Genomic DNA, 17,727 nt, shown 5'->3' on the forward strand with positions numbered 1-17,727 from the left:
TCCATTTGGATCGGTGTTTTATTTTTAAAAGATATTAAATACAGCGTTTAATTGAAGTAAGCTAATAACAGCTAAGAAGATTAAACTGTATTTCATTGCTGTTTTAAATAGAGCAGATTCTTTCCCAACTAGTCCAACTGCGGCACAAGCAACTGCTACAGATTGTGGTGAAACCATTTTTGCCATTGTACCACCTACTACGTTTAAGGCAACGAGTGTAGAAGGAACGATGTTTAACTGGTCTGCTGTTACTGCTTGAAGTGGTGCGAATAAAGAACCACTTGAAACTACTGAACCTGTAATGAATACGCCAATCCATCCTAAGATTGGAGAAAGAACTGGGAATGCATTACCAGTAGAAGAGAATGCAAGTCCAAGTGTAGACGACATACCAGAGTAGTTCTCTACGTAAGCTAAAGCGATAACGCTACAAATTGTATATACTGGAGCTTTTAATTCTTTCATTGTTTCAATCATTAATTCTTTAACCATTTTACCTTTTACGCGGTAAACGATAAGTGAAACGATAATTGCTAGTACAATCGCTGTAGTTGTAGAAGAGAATACATCGAATTTGAAAACAGCTGCGAAAGGTGTATCAGCTTTTGTAATTGGTGTAGTTTTCATAACAGCATTATGAAGACCAGGGAACTGAATGTTAAATACTAAGTTTGCTAACGCACCATCTGGAGCAAATAAAGCTTTAATCGGTTTTAAGTTAAAGATTGTTACAAATGCAGTTAAGAATACGAATGGAGACCAAGCATATAAAATTTGATTGAATGTATGTGATACTTTAGTTTCTTGTTTTTCTTCTTTAGTAGAAGATTTTGGTTGCCAAACACGTAAGAATAATGCAAGAGCAATCATACTTACAACGGCTGCGAAAATATTAGTAAGTTCTGCACCTAAGAAGTAAGTTACAGCGAATTGAGTAATTGCGAAAGAAACACCACTTACAAGAATACCTTGCCAAGTTTCTTTAATACCTTTAATTCCATCGACCATTGAAACAAGTAAGAAAGGTAAGATAACACTAATGAAAGGTAAAATAAGAACAGTTTGACGACCAATAGTTAATGCGTCAAGTTGAGTTAATTGTGCTGGTACTGTAACTGGAATACCCATAGCACCCATAGCACCACCAGCGATATTAGCTACTAAACAAATACCTGCTGCTTTTAATGGGTTAAATCCCATACCTACAAGTAGTGCAGCTGTAATAGCAACTGGAACCCCTAGACCAGCTGCGCCTTCTAAGAAAGCACCGAAAGAATAAGCGATTAATAATACTTGTAAACGTTGATCATTTGTAATGCTTGAAATACTATCGCGAATAATATTGAATTGCTCTGTTTTAACAGTTAATTTGTAAAGGAAAATTGCGGCGATAACGATAGTACAAATTGGATAAAATCCAGATAAAACACCGAATCCAGCAGATGCTACAGCTACTGTTGCTGGCATTTTATAAACAAATATTGCAAGGATAATAGCGACAATCACACTATAAAGACCAGCCATGTAACTTTTCATTTTGAATCCCATTAAACAAATGATGAAACAAAAGATTGGAAGTGCTGCGATTAGTGCAGATAACCAAATATTGTTTAATGGGTCATAAATTTGTGTCCAAGTACTCATAATAATGACAACTCCTATCTATTATATGTGAAGAAATTCACATTATTTGTGAAACTATTCACAATCAACTTACATGCTTAGTATATTCTCCTTCAACACTATTGTCAACGTAAAAAAGTATAATTATTCCATAATAGTGTTAAAAGAAAAGCTTTGTTCATAAAGTAGACAAAAAACACACTCAAATGAATTTAAGTGTGCTGTATAAGTTATTTGCATATTATTTTGCTTATTTAGATGGCATGTTCCTTATAGGCGTATATTAGATGCCATCTTTTATATCGAGTATAAAGTTTGATATATGAACTGATCTGTCCTGTTTGATCTAGTGAGGGAGGAATGGTGAGTGGATTTAATAGGAAGTTTTGCACAACAGTCCAACCGCTTGCAATACGAATAAAAAATAAGAAACAAATTTTTAATATCACATCATCTCTTTTTACTGAAAATTCCTTTTAGCGTAACAAAGAGGTTAATTATAGTTCAACTACATTACGATAGGTTATCAATTATAGACGGTATTTTACAATACCGTTACTGTGCATTTCAATGAGGTGAAAATATAACAAAAAGCCTGATAAAACAACGTTTGCAAGCAAAGTATTCGTAGGCCATTATTTTGCTTTTTCGTTATATCATATAGTATAATATTCAAAATCAACAAGGATTTTTTCCTGAATTTTTGTTGATGAAAATGGAAAAATTTTTCGGCTTTATAGGTTGATAAAGTTATGTCGTAACAGGAAATATAAGAACAGATATATAAATAAATAAAAAGAACATAAAAACGCAAATAAAAACGAAAATGAGGGGAACTTTATGAGCCAAAATCAATTCGAATGTCGTATTTCAGAAGAAGATGTACAAATGTTAAGAGCGTTAGCTCACCCACTTCGTCTACGTCTAGTAATGGAACTTATGCAAAGAGGAACATGTAATGTAACACAACTACAGGAAGTATTAGAAATTCCGCAATCAACGGTTTCACAACATTTAACGAAGTTAAAGCAAAATAAAGTAGTGCGCTTTGAAAGACGAGGATTAGAAGTGTATTACCAAATCCATAATGATAAAGTAAGTGCGGTAGTAAAAACATTATTTTCTTAAAATTTGAATATTATGGAAAAAGACGTGTGGAATATACGTCTTTTTTTATTTGTCAGAAAGGTAGCGAGAGAGTAAATATTAGCATGTGAGGAAGAAATGACTATCAATCAACATGCTGCTTTACGGAATATATTCTAAAAGGAAAAGAAAAAATAGAAAGGAGTGTAGTAAGCAAAAGGAGGGATATTAGTATGGATGTGAAACGTGTGAAACAAATCTTATCTTCTTCAAGTAGAATTGACGTTACATATGAGGGCGTACCAGTATGGATTGAGAGCTGTGATGAGCAGAAGGGGAGTGCTCAAGTGTATGATGTATCTAATCCTGGTGAGAGCGTTCATGTGGACGTGACAGCTTTAGAGGAGAAATAATAAAAAAGACGCTTCTAATTTTAGAAGCGTCTTTTTGTTATTCCATCATATGTGCAATTTTCTTAGAGAACATAAGAAGTACTAATCCTAGTACGATTACGATAACACCGATGCTCGCGAATACTTCTAAATATCCTAAAGATTGAGTGAAAGCAGCTAATTGTCCTGCTAAGAAGTTTGCACATCCAGTACCAGCTAACCATACACCCATTAATAAAGAAGCTAATTTAACAGGAGCGATTGCACTAACCATAGATAATCCGATTGGTGATAAGAATAATTCACCGATTGTGTGGAACATGTAAGTGAATACAATGAATAGTAAGTTTGCCTTCATTGTAATGTTACCTTCATCACTACCAGTTTTTAAAACAGCTAAAGTTAGAACTAAATATCCAATCCCTAGTAAAATCATACCTAGGGCCATTTTTGTTGGGATTTTTAAATCACCATTTTTTGTTTTTGAAAGTTTAATCCATAAAGCTGAAACAGGTAATGCTAGTAAGATAATGAATAGTGGGTTTACAGATTGGAACCAAGGTGTTGGAATTGTAAATCCACCAATTGTACGATCTACGAACTTATCTGTGTAAAGTGTTAAAGAACTACCAGCTTGTTCAAAGCCTGCCCAGAAGAATACAACGAAACAAGTTAAAATTAAAATTGCAGCTGTACGTTTTTTCTCTTGTGTTGTTAAAGGTTTTTTCTCAATTACTTTTGCAGTTTTTTCTTTAGACTTCTTACCTACAACAGTTGTACCAATTGTTCCTAAGTAACGAGGTGCTAAGAAATTAAAAGCAACCTGTCCAATGATCATACCGATACAAGCTGTTAAGAATCCATATTTGTAATCTGTGAAGTAACCGCAAATGAATGGAGCGATAAGAGCTCCTAAGTTAATTCCCATGTAGAAGATAGTGAAAGCACTATCACGACGAGAATCGTTGTCGCTATATAATTGACCTAGTAAAGTCGAAATATTTGGTTTGAAGAATCCGTTACCGATAACTAATAATCCTAATCCTAAAAATAGTCCAGTTTTCGTATTCATTGAAAATAGTACAAAGTTACCAATTGCCATGATGATACCGCCAATAGTAATGGCGTGTCGTTTCGTAATGAAATGGTCAGTTAACCAACCACCAATGATAGGTGTGAAATATACAAGCATTGTGAAAATACCGTAAATTTGAACTGCAACTGCTTTATCAAATCCTAAACCGCCACTTACTAAGCTCGTTGTTAAATAAAGAACTAATAAGCTACGCATTCCGTAATAACTAAATCTTTCCCATGCCTCTGTAAAGAACAACAAGTATAACCCTGGTGGATGTTTTTTTGGTGATTGTTGCTCTCCAGCTTTGTCTAATTTTAAAGCTGCATCCATTTTTGTTTCCCCCTAATCCTGTATAACGGATATTTATGTAATCATTTTAATTTACAAAATATTTAGAAGTCAATAGAATTATATGGAAATAGAAAGAAAATTTCTAAAAAAGTTCTATTTTTCTTCAACCGTTACTGTATTTTGCCCTGAAAACGAGATGATAAGCGTTTTCAAATGTAATAATTGAATTCTAAAAGAAAATAAAATAGTGATTAATCAGAAAATTTAGATTAAAAAATCTATTCTGATATAAAGAAAATATATTCTATTTACTTTTATAATATAACATATTGGGAATAAAAATACAAAATGAAATAATGTGACACTTCAGTGAAATGAAAAAACCAGCTCCATCAAAGAGAGAGCTGGTTAGAATAAAATTATTTAACAAAGCGTTTTTCGATATCATCTAATAGTAGGTTAGCAGCCATTACACCGCCAGCTGTATTCCAAATAACATCGTCGACTTTGTATGCTTTACCATTTTTTACGGCATTTAAATTTTTAAATAGAGGATCGTTTATATATTCTTTTTCTAGTTCAGATCCTTTTTTCTCATTTCCTTTATCGAATGTGAAGTAGAATAATACGTCACCATCCATAGCAGAAATACGCTCTTTAGATACGTTACGCTCTGCAAAATCATCTTTGTTTTGATCTCCAGGACGTTTAAATCCAAGTTCTTTTAAAATAACACCAGAGAATGTATCGCCATGATAAATACGAACATCACCAGGCATGAAACGAACCATAGAGATTTCTTGATTTACTTTATCGCCAAGTTTGCCTTTTAAATCTTTCATACGTGATTCGTAATCAGCTACAACTTTTTGACCTTCTTTTTCTTTATTTAATGCTTTTGCATAAAATTTGAAGTTATCTTTCCATTCCCCACGTAATGTTTCTGAGAACACAGTAGGTGCAATTGCTTTTAGTTGTTCGTACACTTTTTCGTGACGCATTTTGTTACCGATAATTAAGTCTGGTTTTAAAGAAGCAATTGTTTCAACGTTAACTTGTCCTTCATCACCAACAACTTTTACATCTTTCATTTTATCCTTAATATGTGGATACCATGGGTCACCCGTCCAAGACTTTACAGCACCAACTGGTTTCACACCTAATTCAAGTAAAGCTTCAGTTCCTTCATTTGTTAAGATAACTACACGTTTTGGATTAGCAGGAACTTCTGTTTTACCCATTGCATGTTCTACAGTAACCACTTCTTTTTTATTATCTTCTTTTGTAGATTCTTCTTTGTTATTTGATTTTCCACAAGCGCTTAAAAGCATTGAAAATGCTAGTAAAAATACAAATACTGTAAACGATTTTTTTCGCATGAAATTCATTATGTACCCCCTACATGTTGAGAATATTTTTCAATAGCAAGCATGATATTAAGCCTTTATCTTTTGATTGTCAATACATATGGTTGAAAATAATTCTCATTTCCGTTGACAATAAGAATTAAGTTGAAATACACTTACAACGTATCATTATACATTGAAGGGGAAACGCTGCATGTTATTAAAAACAAATCAAGCAAAATGGATTGGATTATTTGTTGGAATCATTGCAGTCGTTATTTGTATTTGGGGAAGTATTATTTTCGGATATACAAATACGAGCTGGAAATTAGCGCTAGATGCTTTTTTCCATTTTAATGGTTCTAATGAACATATTATTATTCAAAATGTGCGCCTTCCAAGGGCACTTATAGCAGCAAGTGTTGGTGCTAGTTTAGCCATCGCGGGTTGTCTTATGCAAACTTTAACTAAGAATCCACTTGCTTCTCCAGATTTTATTGGATTAAATTCAGGTGCTGCGTTCTTCATAGTTGTAGCAATTGTAATCTTTTCAGTAACATCATTATCAGCTTTCACATGGATTGCCTTTTTAGGAGCTGCGGTTGCAGCTGTACTTGTATTTGCTTCTAGTTCTTTAGGAAAAGAAGGGACTACTCCTCTTAAGTTAACGTTAGCAGGGGTCGCAATTAGTGCGTTATTTTCATCATTAACACAAGGATTACTTGTGTTAAATGAAAAAGCACTTGAAGAGGTATTATTTTGGCTTGCTGGATCTGTGCAAGGGAGAAAGTTAGAAATTTTACAATCTGTATTCCCATATTTATTAATAGGATGGATTGCATCTCTTATGATGGCAGGGAAAGTAAATACATTGATGATGGGAGAAGACGTCGCGAAAGGACTTGGACAACGAACAATTTTAATGAAATCATTCGTGTTACTTATTATTGTACTATTGTCTGGTGGTTCAGTTGCGGTTGCTGGCCCAATTGGATTTATTGGAATTATTACTCCGCATTTTGCTAGATTTCTTGTTGGAGTTGACCACAGATGGAGAGTGCCTTATAGCGGATTGTTAGGTGCAATACTACTAATATTGGCTGATATAGCAGCAAGATATGTCATTATGCCACAAGAAGTACCAGTAGGAGTTATGACAGCATTTATTGGAGCACCGTTCTTTATTTATATTGCACGTAAGAGAGGGCTTAGCAAATGAAGAAATATATTCCGTTTCGTATAGGAAAAGGCGAGCTCTCGTTTTTAATGTATAAACGAGCTTGTCTCGTCTTGTTAAGTTTACTAGTTGTTTTAATAGGATTATTCTTTGCGAGCGCAGGTATGGGAGACATGAAAATTGCTCCTTATGACGTATGGCAAGCAATTACCGGAAATGGCGATGCAATGTCAAATATGGTTGTAAATAAGTTTCGTATGCCACGTATTTTAATTGCTATCCTCGTAGGAATTGCGCTTGCGGTAGCGGGCTGTATTTTACAAGGGCTCGTTCGAAATCCGCTTGCTTCTCCTGATATCATCGGGATTACGGGCGGGGCAAGTGTCGCAGTTGTATTATTTTTAGCGTTATTTAGTGATAAAAATAATGCACTAACGGTAAGTATTCATTATATGCCGCTCGCAGCTTTTGCAGGAGCAACGATTGTAGCGGTTTTTGTATACTTATTTGCATGGCAAAATGATGGATTATCACCAATTAGTCTCGTTTTAATTGGTGTTGGATTTTGGGCATTAACGAAGGCGGCGACAACATTATTTATGTTGCTAGCACCAATTTATCAAGCGAGCCAAGCGAATGTATGGATTACGGGTACCGTTTACGGCTCTTCTTGGCAAAATGTTATGGTACTTGCGCCTTGGGTTCTCATTTTAACAGTAATATCATTTATCGCAGCTAGGCATTTAAATGCACAAGAGCTAGGGGATGATATAGCGGTAGGACTTGGGGTTCCTTTAACGAAGTCGCGTGTATTTATGTTATTACTTAGTACAGCTTTAATTGGTGGTGCGGTAGCTTTTGCCGGAGGGATTGGATTTGTCGGTTTAATGGCACCTCATATTTCACGAAGATTAGTTGGTTCTTTATACGGTGCATTACTCCCAGTTGCAGCTATTGTCGGTGCAATTCTAGTACTTGCTGCAGATTTAATAGGGCGTACAATTTTCACACCACTTGAAATTCCAGCAGGGGTATTTACATCAGCAATTGGTGCACCTTATTTCATTTATTTACTTTATAAAAGTCGGAATTCATAAAGGGAGATGAATATGCAAAAAGCATTGGAGACGAAACGCTTGACGTTGTCTTATGGTGAAACAATTATTATTGATGAGCTGAACTTAGAAATTCCAAAAGGAGAAATTACAATTTTTATCGGTTCTAACGGTTGCGGGAAATCAACTTTATTACGTTCACTAGCCAGATTATTAAAGCCAACAAATGGTGATATTTTGTTAGATAATCAAGCAATTCAAAGTATGCAAACGAAGCAAATTGCTCGTCAAATGGCGATTTTACCGCAAGGACCACAAGCACCAGAAGGACTTACAGTATTACAACTTGTAAAGCAAGGACGCTATCCATATCAAACATGGCTGAAGCAATGGTCAGAAAAAGACGAGGAAATGGTACAGAAGGCACTTGCAGCAACAGGTATGACAGAATTTGCTGAGCGTGATGTGCATGCTCTTTCAGGTGGGCAGCGTCAACGTGCTTGGATCGCAATGACACTTGCACAAGATACAGATATCATTTTACTGGATGAGCCAACTACATACTTAGATATGACTCACCAAATTGAAGTGCTAGATTTATTATTCGAATTAAATGAAACAGAACAAAGAACAATTGTTATGGTATTACATGATCTGAATTTAGCATGCCGCTATGCAGATAACATTGTAGCAATTCAAGATAAACAAATATATGCACAAGGTAAACCTGAAGAAGTGGTAGATGAGAAACTAGTACGTGATGTATTCCGAATGGAGTGTCAAATTAGTACGGATCCGTTGTTTGGAACACCGCTTTGTATCCCTCACGGAAGAGGAAGACGTGTAGTTAAAGAAGTTGCTCAGGCAATGAGATAAAAAAACGATGAGTGAGTCATCGTTTTTTTATTTGGTACAAGAAAATAAGAGGAAGAGAGGAATACGTAAGCGACGTTTATACTCTTCTTCATCTTGAAAATAGGTTGGATTTGGTGTAGCTTCTTTTAATGATGTAATGGTAAATCCAGCTTGCTGTAATAATGTGAAATACTCTTCCGTTGTACGATGATATTTAATAACTTCTTGGTCAATCCATGGTTCAACCCGTTTGCCTAGTTTAAAATAATCATCGACGAGCCAACTCGTTCTTTTACCACTTGTTTGTAAGCTTTCAAATGAAGAAGTAATAACGGGATGTTGAACGCTAAAGGTAAAGGTGCCATTTGTTTTTAAAGTTTGAAACACATTTTGAAAAATGATATCAAGATGTTCAATATAATGTAAGGCGAGTCTAGAGGTTACTAAATCAAAAGTGGAAGAGGGATAGGTATAATCTTTGAGGTTTAAAAAATGAACAGATCCATTTTTATTTTCTAGTTGTTTTTTAGCTTTTCCATACATAAGCTCGGAGCCTTCAATGCCGGTGTAAGAGTAGCATCCCTTTTCTAATAATTCCGCACCAAACTTAGCATCACCACAGCCTAAATCGAGAATTTGTTTTCCTTGCACATGACCAATGAGCTGAAAGAATACTGGTTTTTCAATGGATTCATTTGGGCTATTTTCTCGGTATCTTCGTTTCATATATTGTTCGAAAAATGCTGTGTTATTGTATACATCAGATTCTGTAAATGCCATGTTTGAAACCTCCCAAAATATTTTTTTAATTCTATCAAATATGAAAAGTAAATGATAGATTTATTGTAATGAATCATATATAATCTAAAAATGTAAGCGGTTACTTTAAACTATTTTTCTATAATAAATTCTGAAAACGTGTTAAGCTAGTAGAGGGATTATTAGAACTATTAAGACAATAATCCGCTTACATGAACGATGGGAGGCTTCACGATGTCTAGTAAAACACTTGCGAAATTTTTAGAAGAAAATTTAGAGGATTTAAAATCAAAGGGGCTTTATAACGTAATTGATCCGCTTGAGAGTTCAAATGGACCAATCATTACAATTGGCGGAAAAGAATATATTAACTTATCTTCAAACAACTATCTTGGATTAGCAACAGATAGCCGTTTGCAAGAAGCAGCAATTGGTGCTATTCATAAGTACGGTGTTGGAGCAGGGGCTGTTCGTACAATTAACGGTACTTTAGATTTGCATATTAAGTTAGAAGAAACAATTGCAAAGTTTAAACATACAGAAGCAGCAATTGCTTATCAATCAGGATTTAACTGTAATATGGCAGCGATTTCAGCTGTTATGGATAAAAATGATGCGATTCTTTCAGACGAATTAAATCATGCATCTATTATTGACGGTAGTCGTCTATCAAAAGCAAAAATTATTGTTTATAAACATTCTGATATGGAAGATTTACGCCAAAAAGCAATCGCGGCGAAAGAATCAGGTCTTTATAATAAATTAATGGTAATTACAGACGGTGTTTTCTCAATGGATGGAGATGTTGCAAAACTACCAGAAATTGTTGAGATTGCAGAAGAGTTAGATTTAATGACATACGTAGATGATGCACACGGTTCAGGTGTACTTGGAAAAGGTGCAGGAACTGTAAAGCACTTCGGTCTTTCTGATAAAGTTGATTTCCAAATTGGTACATTATCAAAAGCAATTGGGGTAATTGGTGGATATGTAGCAGGGAAGCAAAACTTAATTGACTGGTTAAAAGTTCGTTCACGTCCATTCTTATTCTCTACAGCATTAACACCAGCTGATGCGGCAGCTTGCATGAGATCAATTGAAATCTTAATGGAAAGCACAGAGTTACATGATCGTCTATGGGAAAATGGTCGCTATTTAAAACAAGGGTTAAAAGAACTTGGCTTTAACATTGGGGAAAGTGAAACGCCAATTACACCTTGTATTATTGGGGACGAAGTATTAACACAAGAATTTAGTAAACGTCTAAATGAAGAAGGCGTATACGCAAAATCTATCGTGTTCCCAACTGTAGCAAAAGGAACAGGTCGTGTTCGTAATATGCCTACAGCAGCTCATACGAAAGAAATGTTAGATGAAGCAATTCGTAAGTATGAAAAAGTAGGGAAAGAAATGGGCATCATTTAAGTAACGACATCTTTTGAATAGCTTGCAAATGAGGAGTGGGGAAAATGAAAAAAATTCTAGTAACCGGTTCTTTAGGGCAAATTGGTTCTGAACTAGTAATGAAACTTCGTGATGTATACGGCGCATCAAATGTTATTGCAACAGATATTCGTGAAACAGGTAGTGAAGTAGTAACGTCTGGTCCATTTGAAACGTTAGATGTAACAGATGGACAAAAACTACATGATATCGCAAAGCGTAATGAAGTAGATACAATTATTCATTTAGCAGCTTTACTTTCAGCAACAGCAGAAAAAAATCCGTTATTTGCATGGAACCTAAATATGGGTGGACTTGTAAATGCTCTAGAAGCAGCTCGTGAATTAAACTGTAAGTTCTTCACGCCAAGTTCTATCGGTGCATTCGGTCCATCGACGCCAAAAGATAATACACCGCAAGATACAATTCAGCGTCCTACTACGATGTATGGGGTAAACAAAGTAGCAGGAGAATTACTATGTGATTATTATTATCAAAAGTTTGGTGTAGATACGCGCGGTGTCCGTTTCCCAGGTTTAATTTCTTACCTAGCTCCTCCAGGAGGCGGAACAACTGATTATGCAGTTGAAATTTATTATGAGGCGATTAAAAAAGGTGCATACACCTCATACATTGCTGAAGGAACGTACATGGACATGATGTATATGCCTGATGCTTTACAAGCGATCATTTCATTAATGGAAGCTGATCCAAGTAAGCTAGTGCATAGAAATGCATTTAACATTACAGCAATGAGCTTCGAGCCAGAGCAAATTGCAGCGTCAATTCGTAAACACATTCCGACGTTTACAATGGATTATGCAGTAGATCCAGCTCGTCAAACAATCGCTGATAGCTGGCCAAACTCTATTGATGCAACAGCAGCAATGAAAGAGTGGGGCTTCAAAGCAGAATACGATTTAGACAAAATGACAACTGACATGCTGGCTAAGTTAAAAAAAAAGCTTGCAGCTGAGTTAGTGATGAATTAATAGGAAGGGTCGATTCTTAGGAATCGACTCTTTTTATTTGTATTTTGGGAATATGCAAATAATTATAAATGTGATAGAATGAGTTAATTTGTGTGTAAAGGGGAGACAAGGAATGGAGAAATGGGAGTTAGCAAAGGAAATTTACAATACGTCACGTTTAACGGGAACATTTAAACTTCGATCAGGACAAGTATCAAATCAATACTTTGATAAGTACTTATTTGAATCTAATCCAGTACTGTTATTAGAAATTACTAAACAGTTGAAAGAGCTCATTCCTCCTGATACAGAAGCACTCGCTGGTTTAGAGATGGGAGGAATTCCAGTAGCAACGGCATTATCTTTACAAACAGGTATACCAGTCGTATTTGTAAGAAAAGAAGCGAAGAAGTACGGCACATGTAAGTTGGCAGAGGGTGTTGATATTGCTGGGAAAAATGTTTGTGTTGTTGAAGATGTCATTACGACAGGCGGTCAAATATTATTAAGCACGAAAGATTTAAGAGAACTAGGTGCGAAAGTTAATCATGTTCTAGGTGTGATTGAACGAACAAAAGAAGGAAGAGATAACTTATTAGAAGATGGATTGCAGTTGCACTCCTTATTTATAATGGATGAGTTAATTGAAGGGGAAATGCAACATGCAAAGAGTTGATGTCGTATATGCACTAATACATGACGAAGAAACAGATAAAATATTAATGGTACATAATGCAGAACAAAACGTTTGGTCATTGCCAGGCGGGGCTGTGGAAAAAGGTGAAATATTAGAGGAAGCACTAATAAGAGAAGTGAAAGAAGAGACAGGTTTAACTGCTGCGTTAGGTGGACTTGTTGCGATTAATGAAAAATTCTTTGAAGAATCAGGGAATCATGCACTATTTTTTACATTCCGAGCGAATGTAGTAAAAGGTGAACTTATTGCGGAAGATGAAGGTGAAATTTCTGCAATAGAGTGGGTGGATCGAACAATTGCGAATGAGCGCTTCCCATACTATGACGGAGGATTTGAATCTTTGTTAGAAGTAGCCATTCCATACAAGTTTCAACCAGAAACAAAGTAATTGAACGAAAAAACAGGAGCCACAAGGCTCCTATTTTCTATTCAATCGTCTTCAGTAATAATTTTTTCAGTAATGGTTTAATCTTCAATCGTAAATCTTCAGCGTGATTTGCAACTAAGAAGTGATGGTTATAAATGTTTTTCATCAATTGATAAGTTGCTTCTTTCGCTTCGCCTTCTTCGATGAAGATACCGATTACTTCCATACCACTTTTACGCGCGAGTTTAACAGCTTCATGCGTATCTAAAATTCCGTCTTGTTGATAGTCTAACGCAGAAGGCTCACCGTCTGTGAAGACTAGTAAGAATTTATGTTTCTCAGGTCTTTTGGCAAGCTTTTCAGAAACGATACGAATAATATATCCGTCGCGGTTATCTTCTTCTTCACGAAGTTGCATAATTTCTGGACCAACGTTTGGTAACGTTGAGTTTTTATAATTTACAACTTCATGGATAACGTTCGGCTTATCTTCAGGTTTAGCGCTAGAGGCATCTTCCCAAAATCCGCTAATAGCGTGCGGGATTTTTAAAGACTTTAAAGCTTCATGGAATAGTACAACACTCTTCTTCGTTTCTTCCATTTTATTATACATAGAACCAGAACAGTCAACTAACAGTTGGAATGCAACATCGAGTTCTTGTGACTCTTGTCCTTTTTTATAAAACATACGCGGTTGTTTTTCGGTATAAATACGAAGGAATTTCTTACGAAGTCTTCCGTAATATTTATCACTATTCGCATTCGTTTTATTTTCAATCGTTTTTTCGATAATTTTCTTTAATTCTTTTACATCTTTATTGACGACTGATTTGATAGCTTGGTAATCTTTTTTCTCATCGATATTTGCTTTGCGAGCTTCTTTAAATGTATGAGAAGCACCTACATTATACTTACCGTATGCACCGTCGTGATGGCTAGAAGCGTGTGAAGCCCTTGCTTCTTCTGTATCAGCGCCATCAAAGTTGGATTGTGTACTTTTTTGAGAAGTACCTTGTACAGAACCAAGTGCTTGGTCGCCATCTTCTGATTCACGAGCAGTATCGCCCATCATGTTTGTTTTTGTTCCGCTTTCTAATTCAAAGCGTAAAAAGTTCTCGTTTTCGTTATTTTTATTTTCACGATGCCATGTGGAGAAACTTTCATCCATTTTGTTTTTATTTTCATCGTCGTCTATAAGCTGCGTATCATCATTTGCTAAATCTTCGACGCGACAGTTCTTTTCGTCTGCAAGGACAGATAAGTAAAGTGGAGCATGTCCGAAATAGTTGTTAAGCATATCACTTTCAAGAAGCGCCTCTAAGCGATAGCGAATTTTCTCAACGATATACATAATATCTTCTGTATTACGTGCTTGGAATGTTTCATGTAAAATCGCTTCAATTTGCTCAAAATATTCATTATTAAACATTTCATATTTATCGCTCGTTAATGAAAGATAGCATAGGCAAAATAGACGATCACCGTGATAATTACGAACGCGGTTTATTTCATTTTGAGAGCCGAAATAATTGCGGTACATTTCTTTTCGGCGTTTAAAAATATGTTTCGTGCCAGGACGTAAGTTCTTTACGATTTCCTCAACGCGTAAATCTTCTAATAGAACAAATAATTGTGTTAAAAACTTTTTTAGGGGCGATTCTTGCAATTCAATCGCATACGAACGAATTAAAGTCATGTCCGAGTAATGTTTATTACCAAGTGCTTTTAAGAACACTTCGCTTTTTAATCCGATTACTGTATCTTCTTCTTTTCGATCATCCCAAAAGTGACTAATGACAACTTTCTTTTCAATTTCGTCGTAGTATGCTTTATAGCCATATTCAAGATAGGCATCGTCTTCTTTTAGAAGGGCATACATTAAATTTTCCATTTGTAGAAACAGCGACGCATCAATTTTTTTGTCACTAAAAATTTGTCTCATAAATTATCCCTCAAAGAAATAACTTTCTGCTAATTCACGGACAGTCATTTGTTCTGTTTCATCATTAAGTTTTGCAATTATGCTTCGTTCAATCGCTCGCGTAACAGGAATATATACACCTAAATCACATGCGTCGATAATACCACGAATACTTGCTGCTTCTTCACTTACACGTCCATCGCGAGCTAAAGGCATAAGGTCGCTTGCAAATGCAACAAACTTTTCAATTGTTGCAACATCATTTAATTTTGATTCTGCTAATAATAGTTCTTTTAATGTGTCACCTTGAATGTAAGGAACTTCAATAATAACGAAACGGTTTTTTAATGCTTCATTTAGTTCACTTGTTCCAACGTAACCTTCGTTAATCGCAGCAATTACACGGTATTCGTCATCACCGTATACAACCTCTTGTGTAAATGGGTTTGTGATCATTTTACGGTAATCTAATGCGCCGTGAAGTAGCGGTAAAGTTTCAGGTTTTGCCATATTGATTTCGTCAATATATAGGAAGTGACCGTTCTTCATTGCTTTCATAAGAGGACCGTTAACGAATGAAACTTCAGATGCACCATCTTTCGTTTGTAGTGTGTTGTATCCTAAAATACCTTCTACATCTAAGTCGACAGAGCAGTTAATGCTATGCATTGGTTTTTGGAATAAAGAAGAAAGAGTTTCCGCTAGTACTGTTTTACCACTACCAGTCGGTCCTTTTAATAGAATGTTCTTGCCAAGAAGAAGTGCTGTAATCGCATCTTCAATAATGCTATTATCAGACGCTTTATATATTTTCGTTCCGATTAAATGTGCATTTTCACCAGCTTCTTGTTTATTCTTTTCATGAATCGTAGAAAGCTGTTGTTTTAAATCAGAATGTATATGAAATTGTTCTAACATGTATTTCCCACCTAACATTATTTTCATAAAGTAATACATCTTATGATAACTTGTTTTAATATGGTATGCAAAGAAAAGGAAGGAGGATAAAGGGAAAAGAAAAAGCAATCAAGATGAAGTTGATTGCTTACAGTAAAGGAGAAATGAGCCTCATGAAAGACTCCAATATGCGTTTTTTTATACTTCTTTTTTGGAAAGAGTTCCATTTAATTTCAGTTGAATGTTTAAAGTCTTCTTCAAAATCACGTTTAATATCGTGAACTGTTTTTGATTCATAAAGTACGCTAATAATTTCGTAATTCAATTCAAAGCTACGTACATCCATGTTTGCTGTTCCAATAGTTGCAATTGTATCATCAACGAGTACAATTTTTGCATGCATAAAACCATCTTTATAACTGTAAATAGAAGCACCAGCTTTTAAAAGCGGAGTGAAATAGGATTGAGATGCTTGATCACTAATGATGCTATCACTTTTACCTGGATATAAAATCCGTACATCTATTCCGGCAATTGCACTTAAGCGTAATAATGTTAAAGTTTCTTGATCTGGAATAAAGTAGGGTGTAGCAATCCAAATGGATTTTTTTGCAGAGCCCATAACAGCTAATAATGTATTACGAATACTTTTATCATCGGAGCTTGGTCCGCTGGCTACGATTTGAACAGCGCCTTCTGCATTTGAAATCTCTTTACCTGGGAAGTATTGTCTATTCATGAATTGATCCCAGGAATAAGTATTTAAACCACTAGAGGCATAGAGCCAGTCTTCTAGAAAGATTGCTTGTAATTTATATAATGCTTTTCCTTCTATTTTTAAATGACTATCACGCCAAACAGGAAATTTCTTTGAACGGCCAAGATATTCATCACCGACATTGAGTCCTCCGGTAAAACCAATTTCTCCATCTACAATAACAATTTTTCGATGGTTACGATAATTGACAGTTTCAAGTAACCAAGCTGAAAAAATAGGGTCAAATTCTACAATTTCAATCCCAGCTTCTTTCATAGGTTGTAAAAATCGTCTTCTTAGCGTGTTACTTCCAAGGCCATCATAAAGGAAGCGTACAATAACACCATCTTTTGCTTTTTGTATTAAAGCATCTCGAACTTTTGTACCAATTTCATCAGATTTATAAATGTAGTATTGAATATGTATATGATGTTTTGCCTGCTCTATAGCTCGCAAAATTTCTGAAAATGTTTGATCTCCGTTTGTTAAAAGTTTTGTAGTTGTTTTATCTGCGGCAGGACCGCCTCCAAATTTTTGTATGACTTCTGTTAAATGTAAGGAACGTTCATTTAGTGGGACTGTGAGTAATAACTCTAGTCTTCTTCCTTCTAATATTTCACGGAATAATTTTCTTTGTTCTTCTGAACGATGGAGATGTTTTTTTCTTCTCCAGCGGCTGCGTCCGAAAATAGCGTATAAAAGCACACCTATAATAGGAAGAAGTGCTAATACTAAAAACCATGCTAATGTACTTTGTGGAGATCTATTTTCTATAAAAATAACGAATGAAATTCCTACGATTGTGATGGACCATAGAGCACCGACAAATGTATATAACGAGATATACGATGTATTTAATAGGAACAGAACGATAGATACAATTGTAAATATTAATAGTAATTGAACGATAGGCTTCTTCATTTCTATATAATTCCCCTAATCTTTTTTCAATATAGACTTCTTAAATAGAAGATGTAATATGACATCTTTATTATAAGGTGTTTTGCTTTTT

At 35.3% G+C, this 17,727-nt stretch carries 16 protein-coding genes; 9 read left to right on the forward strand and 7 right to left on the reverse strand.

The window, feature by feature from the left end; all coding sequences use genetic code 11:
- Nucleotides 1-24 precede the first annotated feature (24 nt).
- Complete coding sequence (locus tag ACO6VI_RS14815) at nt 25-1,644, reverse strand: L-lactate permease (RefSeq protein ID WP_000109101.1); 1,620 nt, start codon at nt 1,642-1,644, stop codon at nt 25-27.
- Between the two features lie 819 nt (nt 1,645-2,463).
- Here ACO6VI_RS14815 and ACO6VI_RS14820 point away from each other — a divergent pair.
- A complete protein-coding gene (locus tag ACO6VI_RS14820; protein WP_000081428.1) occupies nt 2,464-2,751 on the forward strand; it encodes an ArsR/SmtB family transcription factor in 288 nt (95 codons plus the stop codon).
- A gap of 191 nt (nt 2,752-2,942) precedes the next feature.
- Nucleotides 2,943-3,122 carry an acid-soluble spore protein H gene (locus ACO6VI_RS14825; protein WP_000382679.1) on the forward strand — a complete coding sequence of 60 codons (180 nt, stop codon included), beginning with the start codon at nt 2,943-2,945 and terminating at the stop codon, nt 3,120-3,122.
- Between the two features lie 37 nt (nt 3,123-3,159).
- Here the strand turns inward: ACO6VI_RS14825 and ACO6VI_RS14830 are convergent, their stop codons facing one another.
- The gene (locus ACO6VI_RS14830) at nt 3,160-4,509 is read right to left on the reverse strand and encodes a peptide MFS transporter (protein WP_422423559.1); all 1,350 of its coding nucleotides are present in this window, start codon (nt 4,507-4,509) and stop codon (nt 3,160-3,162) included.
- Nucleotides 4,510-4,889: 380 nt separating this feature from the next.
- Nucleotides 4,890-5,858 carry an ABC transporter substrate-binding protein gene (locus ACO6VI_RS14835; protein WP_001010277.1) on the reverse strand — a complete coding sequence of 323 codons (969 nt, stop codon included), beginning with the start codon at nt 5,856-5,858 and terminating at the stop codon, nt 4,890-4,892.
- Between the two features lie 172 nt (nt 5,859-6,030).
- On the opposite strand from ACO6VI_RS14835, the gene ACO6VI_RS14840 reads away from it, so the two are divergent.
- The 3 genes from ACO6VI_RS14840 to ACO6VI_RS14850 are packed head-to-tail and all read left to right on the forward strand — an operon-like array spanning nt 6,031 to nt 8,924.
- Nucleotides 6,031-7,035 (forward strand): FecCD family ABC transporter permease, encoded by a 1,005-nt coding sequence (locus ACO6VI_RS14840; RefSeq protein ID WP_000925211.1) that lies wholly within the window; start codon nt 6,031-6,033, stop codon nt 7,033-7,035.
- On the forward strand, nt 7,032-8,090 hold the full coding sequence (locus tag ACO6VI_RS14845; RefSeq protein ID WP_000760059.1) for a FecCD family ABC transporter permease: 1,059 nt from the start codon (nt 7,032-7,034) through the stop codon (nt 8,088-8,090). The genes ACO6VI_RS14840 and ACO6VI_RS14845 overlap by 4 nt, the downstream gene beginning before the upstream one ends.
- 12 nt (nt 8,091-8,102) lie before the next feature.
- Nucleotides 8,103-8,924, forward strand: coding sequence for an ABC transporter ATP-binding protein (locus ACO6VI_RS14850; protein WP_001167953.1), 822 nt, complete (start codon nt 8,103-8,105; stop codon nt 8,922-8,924).
- Nucleotides 8,925-8,951: 27 nt separating this feature from the next.
- On the opposite strand, the gene ACO6VI_RS14855 is transcribed toward ACO6VI_RS14850, so the two are convergent.
- A complete protein-coding gene (locus tag ACO6VI_RS14855; RefSeq protein ID WP_000885974.1) occupies nt 8,952-9,683 on the reverse strand; it encodes a class I SAM-dependent DNA methyltransferase in 732 nt (243 codons plus the stop codon).
- 213 nt (nt 9,684-9,896) lie between these two features.
- On the opposite strand from ACO6VI_RS14855, the gene ACO6VI_RS14860 reads away from it, so the two are divergent.
- The 4 genes from ACO6VI_RS14860 (at nt 9,897) to ACO6VI_RS14875 (ending at nt 13,161) form a co-directional block, all read left to right on the forward strand.
- Nucleotides 9,897-11,087 carry a glycine C-acetyltransferase gene (locus ACO6VI_RS14860; RefSeq protein ID WP_000095906.1) on the forward strand — a complete coding sequence of 397 codons (1,191 nt, stop codon included), beginning with the start codon at nt 9,897-9,899 and terminating at the stop codon, nt 11,085-11,087.
- Nucleotides 11,088-11,131: 44 nt separating this feature from the next.
- On the forward strand, nt 11,132-12,097 hold the full coding sequence (locus ACO6VI_RS14865) for an L-threonine 3-dehydrogenase (RefSeq protein ID WP_422423563.1): 966 nt from the start codon (nt 11,132-11,134) through the stop codon (nt 12,095-12,097).
- A gap of 112 nt (nt 12,098-12,209) precedes the next feature.
- On the forward strand, nt 12,210-12,752 hold the full coding sequence (gene pyrE, locus ACO6VI_RS14870) for an orotate phosphoribosyltransferase (RefSeq protein ID WP_120460265.1): 543 nt from the start codon (nt 12,210-12,212) through the stop codon (nt 12,750-12,752).
- A complete protein-coding gene (locus ACO6VI_RS14875; RefSeq protein WP_089170404.1) occupies nt 12,739-13,161 on the forward strand; it encodes an NUDIX hydrolase in 423 nt (140 codons plus the stop codon). The genes pyrE and ACO6VI_RS14875 overlap by 14 nt, the downstream gene beginning before the upstream one ends.
- Before the next feature lie 37 nt (nt 13,162-13,198).
- Here the strand turns inward: ACO6VI_RS14875 and ACO6VI_RS14880 are convergent, their stop codons facing one another.
- The 3 genes from ACO6VI_RS14880 to ACO6VI_RS14890 form a co-directional block, all read right to left on the reverse strand.
- On the reverse strand, nt 13,199-15,082 hold the full coding sequence (locus ACO6VI_RS14880; protein WP_161520020.1) for a vWA domain-containing protein: 1,884 nt from the start codon (nt 15,080-15,082) through the stop codon (nt 13,199-13,201).
- A 3-nt stretch (nt 15,083-15,085) separates the two neighbouring features.
- A complete protein-coding gene (locus tag ACO6VI_RS14885; protein WP_161520021.1) occupies nt 15,086-15,979 on the reverse strand; it encodes an ATP-binding protein in 894 nt (297 codons plus the stop codon).
- 127 nt (nt 15,980-16,106) lie between these two features.
- Entirely contained in the window at nt 16,107-17,636 is a 1,530-nt protein-coding gene (locus ACO6VI_RS14890; RefSeq protein ID WP_023521037.1) for a cardiolipin synthase, read from the reverse strand.
- Between the last annotated feature and the right edge of the window lie 91 nt (nt 17,637-17,727).

The organism is Bacillus sp. PSXD-155 (assembly GCF_049310765.1).
In the GTDB taxonomy this organism is placed as follows: domain Bacteria; phylum Bacillota; class Bacilli; order Bacillales; family Bacillaceae_G; genus Bacillus_A; species Bacillus_A cereus.

Excerpts from the sequence above, each read along its gene's own strand:
- ACO6VI_RS14815 (WP_000109101.1), bottom strand. The coding sequence starts at position 1,644 with ATGAGTACTTGGACACAAATTTATGACCCATTAAACAATATTTGGTTA.
- ACO6VI_RS14820 (WP_000081428.1), top strand. The coding sequence starts at position 2,464 with ATGAGCCAAAATCAATTCGAATGTCGTATTTCAGAAGAAGATGTACAA.
- ACO6VI_RS14825 (WP_000382679.1), top strand. The coding sequence starts at position 2,943 with ATGGATGTGAAACGTGTGAAACAAATCTTATCTTCTTCAAGTAGAATT.
- ACO6VI_RS14830 (WP_422423559.1), bottom strand. The coding sequence starts at position 4,509 with ATGGATGCAGCTTTAAAATTAGACAAAGCTGGAGAGCAACAATCACCA.
- ACO6VI_RS14835 (WP_001010277.1), bottom strand. The coding sequence starts at position 5,858 with ATGAATTTCATGCGAAAAAAATCGTTTACAGTATTTGTATTTTTACTA.
- ACO6VI_RS14840 (WP_000925211.1), top strand. The coding sequence starts at position 6,031 with ATGTTATTAAAAACAAATCAAGCAAAATGGATTGGATTATTTGTTGGA.
- ACO6VI_RS14845 (WP_000760059.1), top strand. The coding sequence starts at position 7,032 with ATGAAGAAATATATTCCGTTTCGTATAGGAAAAGGCGAGCTCTCGTTT.
- ACO6VI_RS14850 (WP_001167953.1), top strand. The coding sequence starts at position 8,103 with ATGCAAAAAGCATTGGAGACGAAACGCTTGACGTTGTCTTATGGTGAA.
- ACO6VI_RS14855 (WP_000885974.1), bottom strand. The coding sequence starts at position 9,683 with ATGGCATTTACAGAATCTGATGTATACAATAACACAGCATTTTTCGAA.
- ACO6VI_RS14860 (WP_000095906.1), top strand. The coding sequence starts at position 9,897 with ATGTCTAGTAAAACACTTGCGAAATTTTTAGAAGAAAATTTAGAGGAT.
- ACO6VI_RS14865 (WP_422423563.1), top strand. The coding sequence starts at position 11,132 with ATGAAAAAAATTCTAGTAACCGGTTCTTTAGGGCAAATTGGTTCTGAA.
- pyrE (WP_120460265.1), top strand. The coding sequence starts at position 12,210 with ATGGAGAAATGGGAGTTAGCAAAGGAAATTTACAATACGTCACGTTTA.
- ACO6VI_RS14875 (WP_089170404.1), top strand. The coding sequence starts at position 12,739 with ATGCAAAGAGTTGATGTCGTATATGCACTAATACATGACGAAGAAACA.
- ACO6VI_RS14880 (WP_161520020.1), bottom strand. The coding sequence starts at position 15,082 with ATGAGACAAATTTTTAGTGACAAAAAAATTGATGCGTCGCTGTTTCTA.
- ACO6VI_RS14885 (WP_161520021.1), bottom strand. The coding sequence starts at position 15,979 with ATGTTAGAACAATTTCATATACATTCTGATTTAAAACAACAGCTTTCT.
- ACO6VI_RS14890 (WP_023521037.1), bottom strand. The coding sequence starts at position 17,636 with ATGAAGAAGCCTATCGTTCAATTACTATTAATATTTACAATTGTATCT.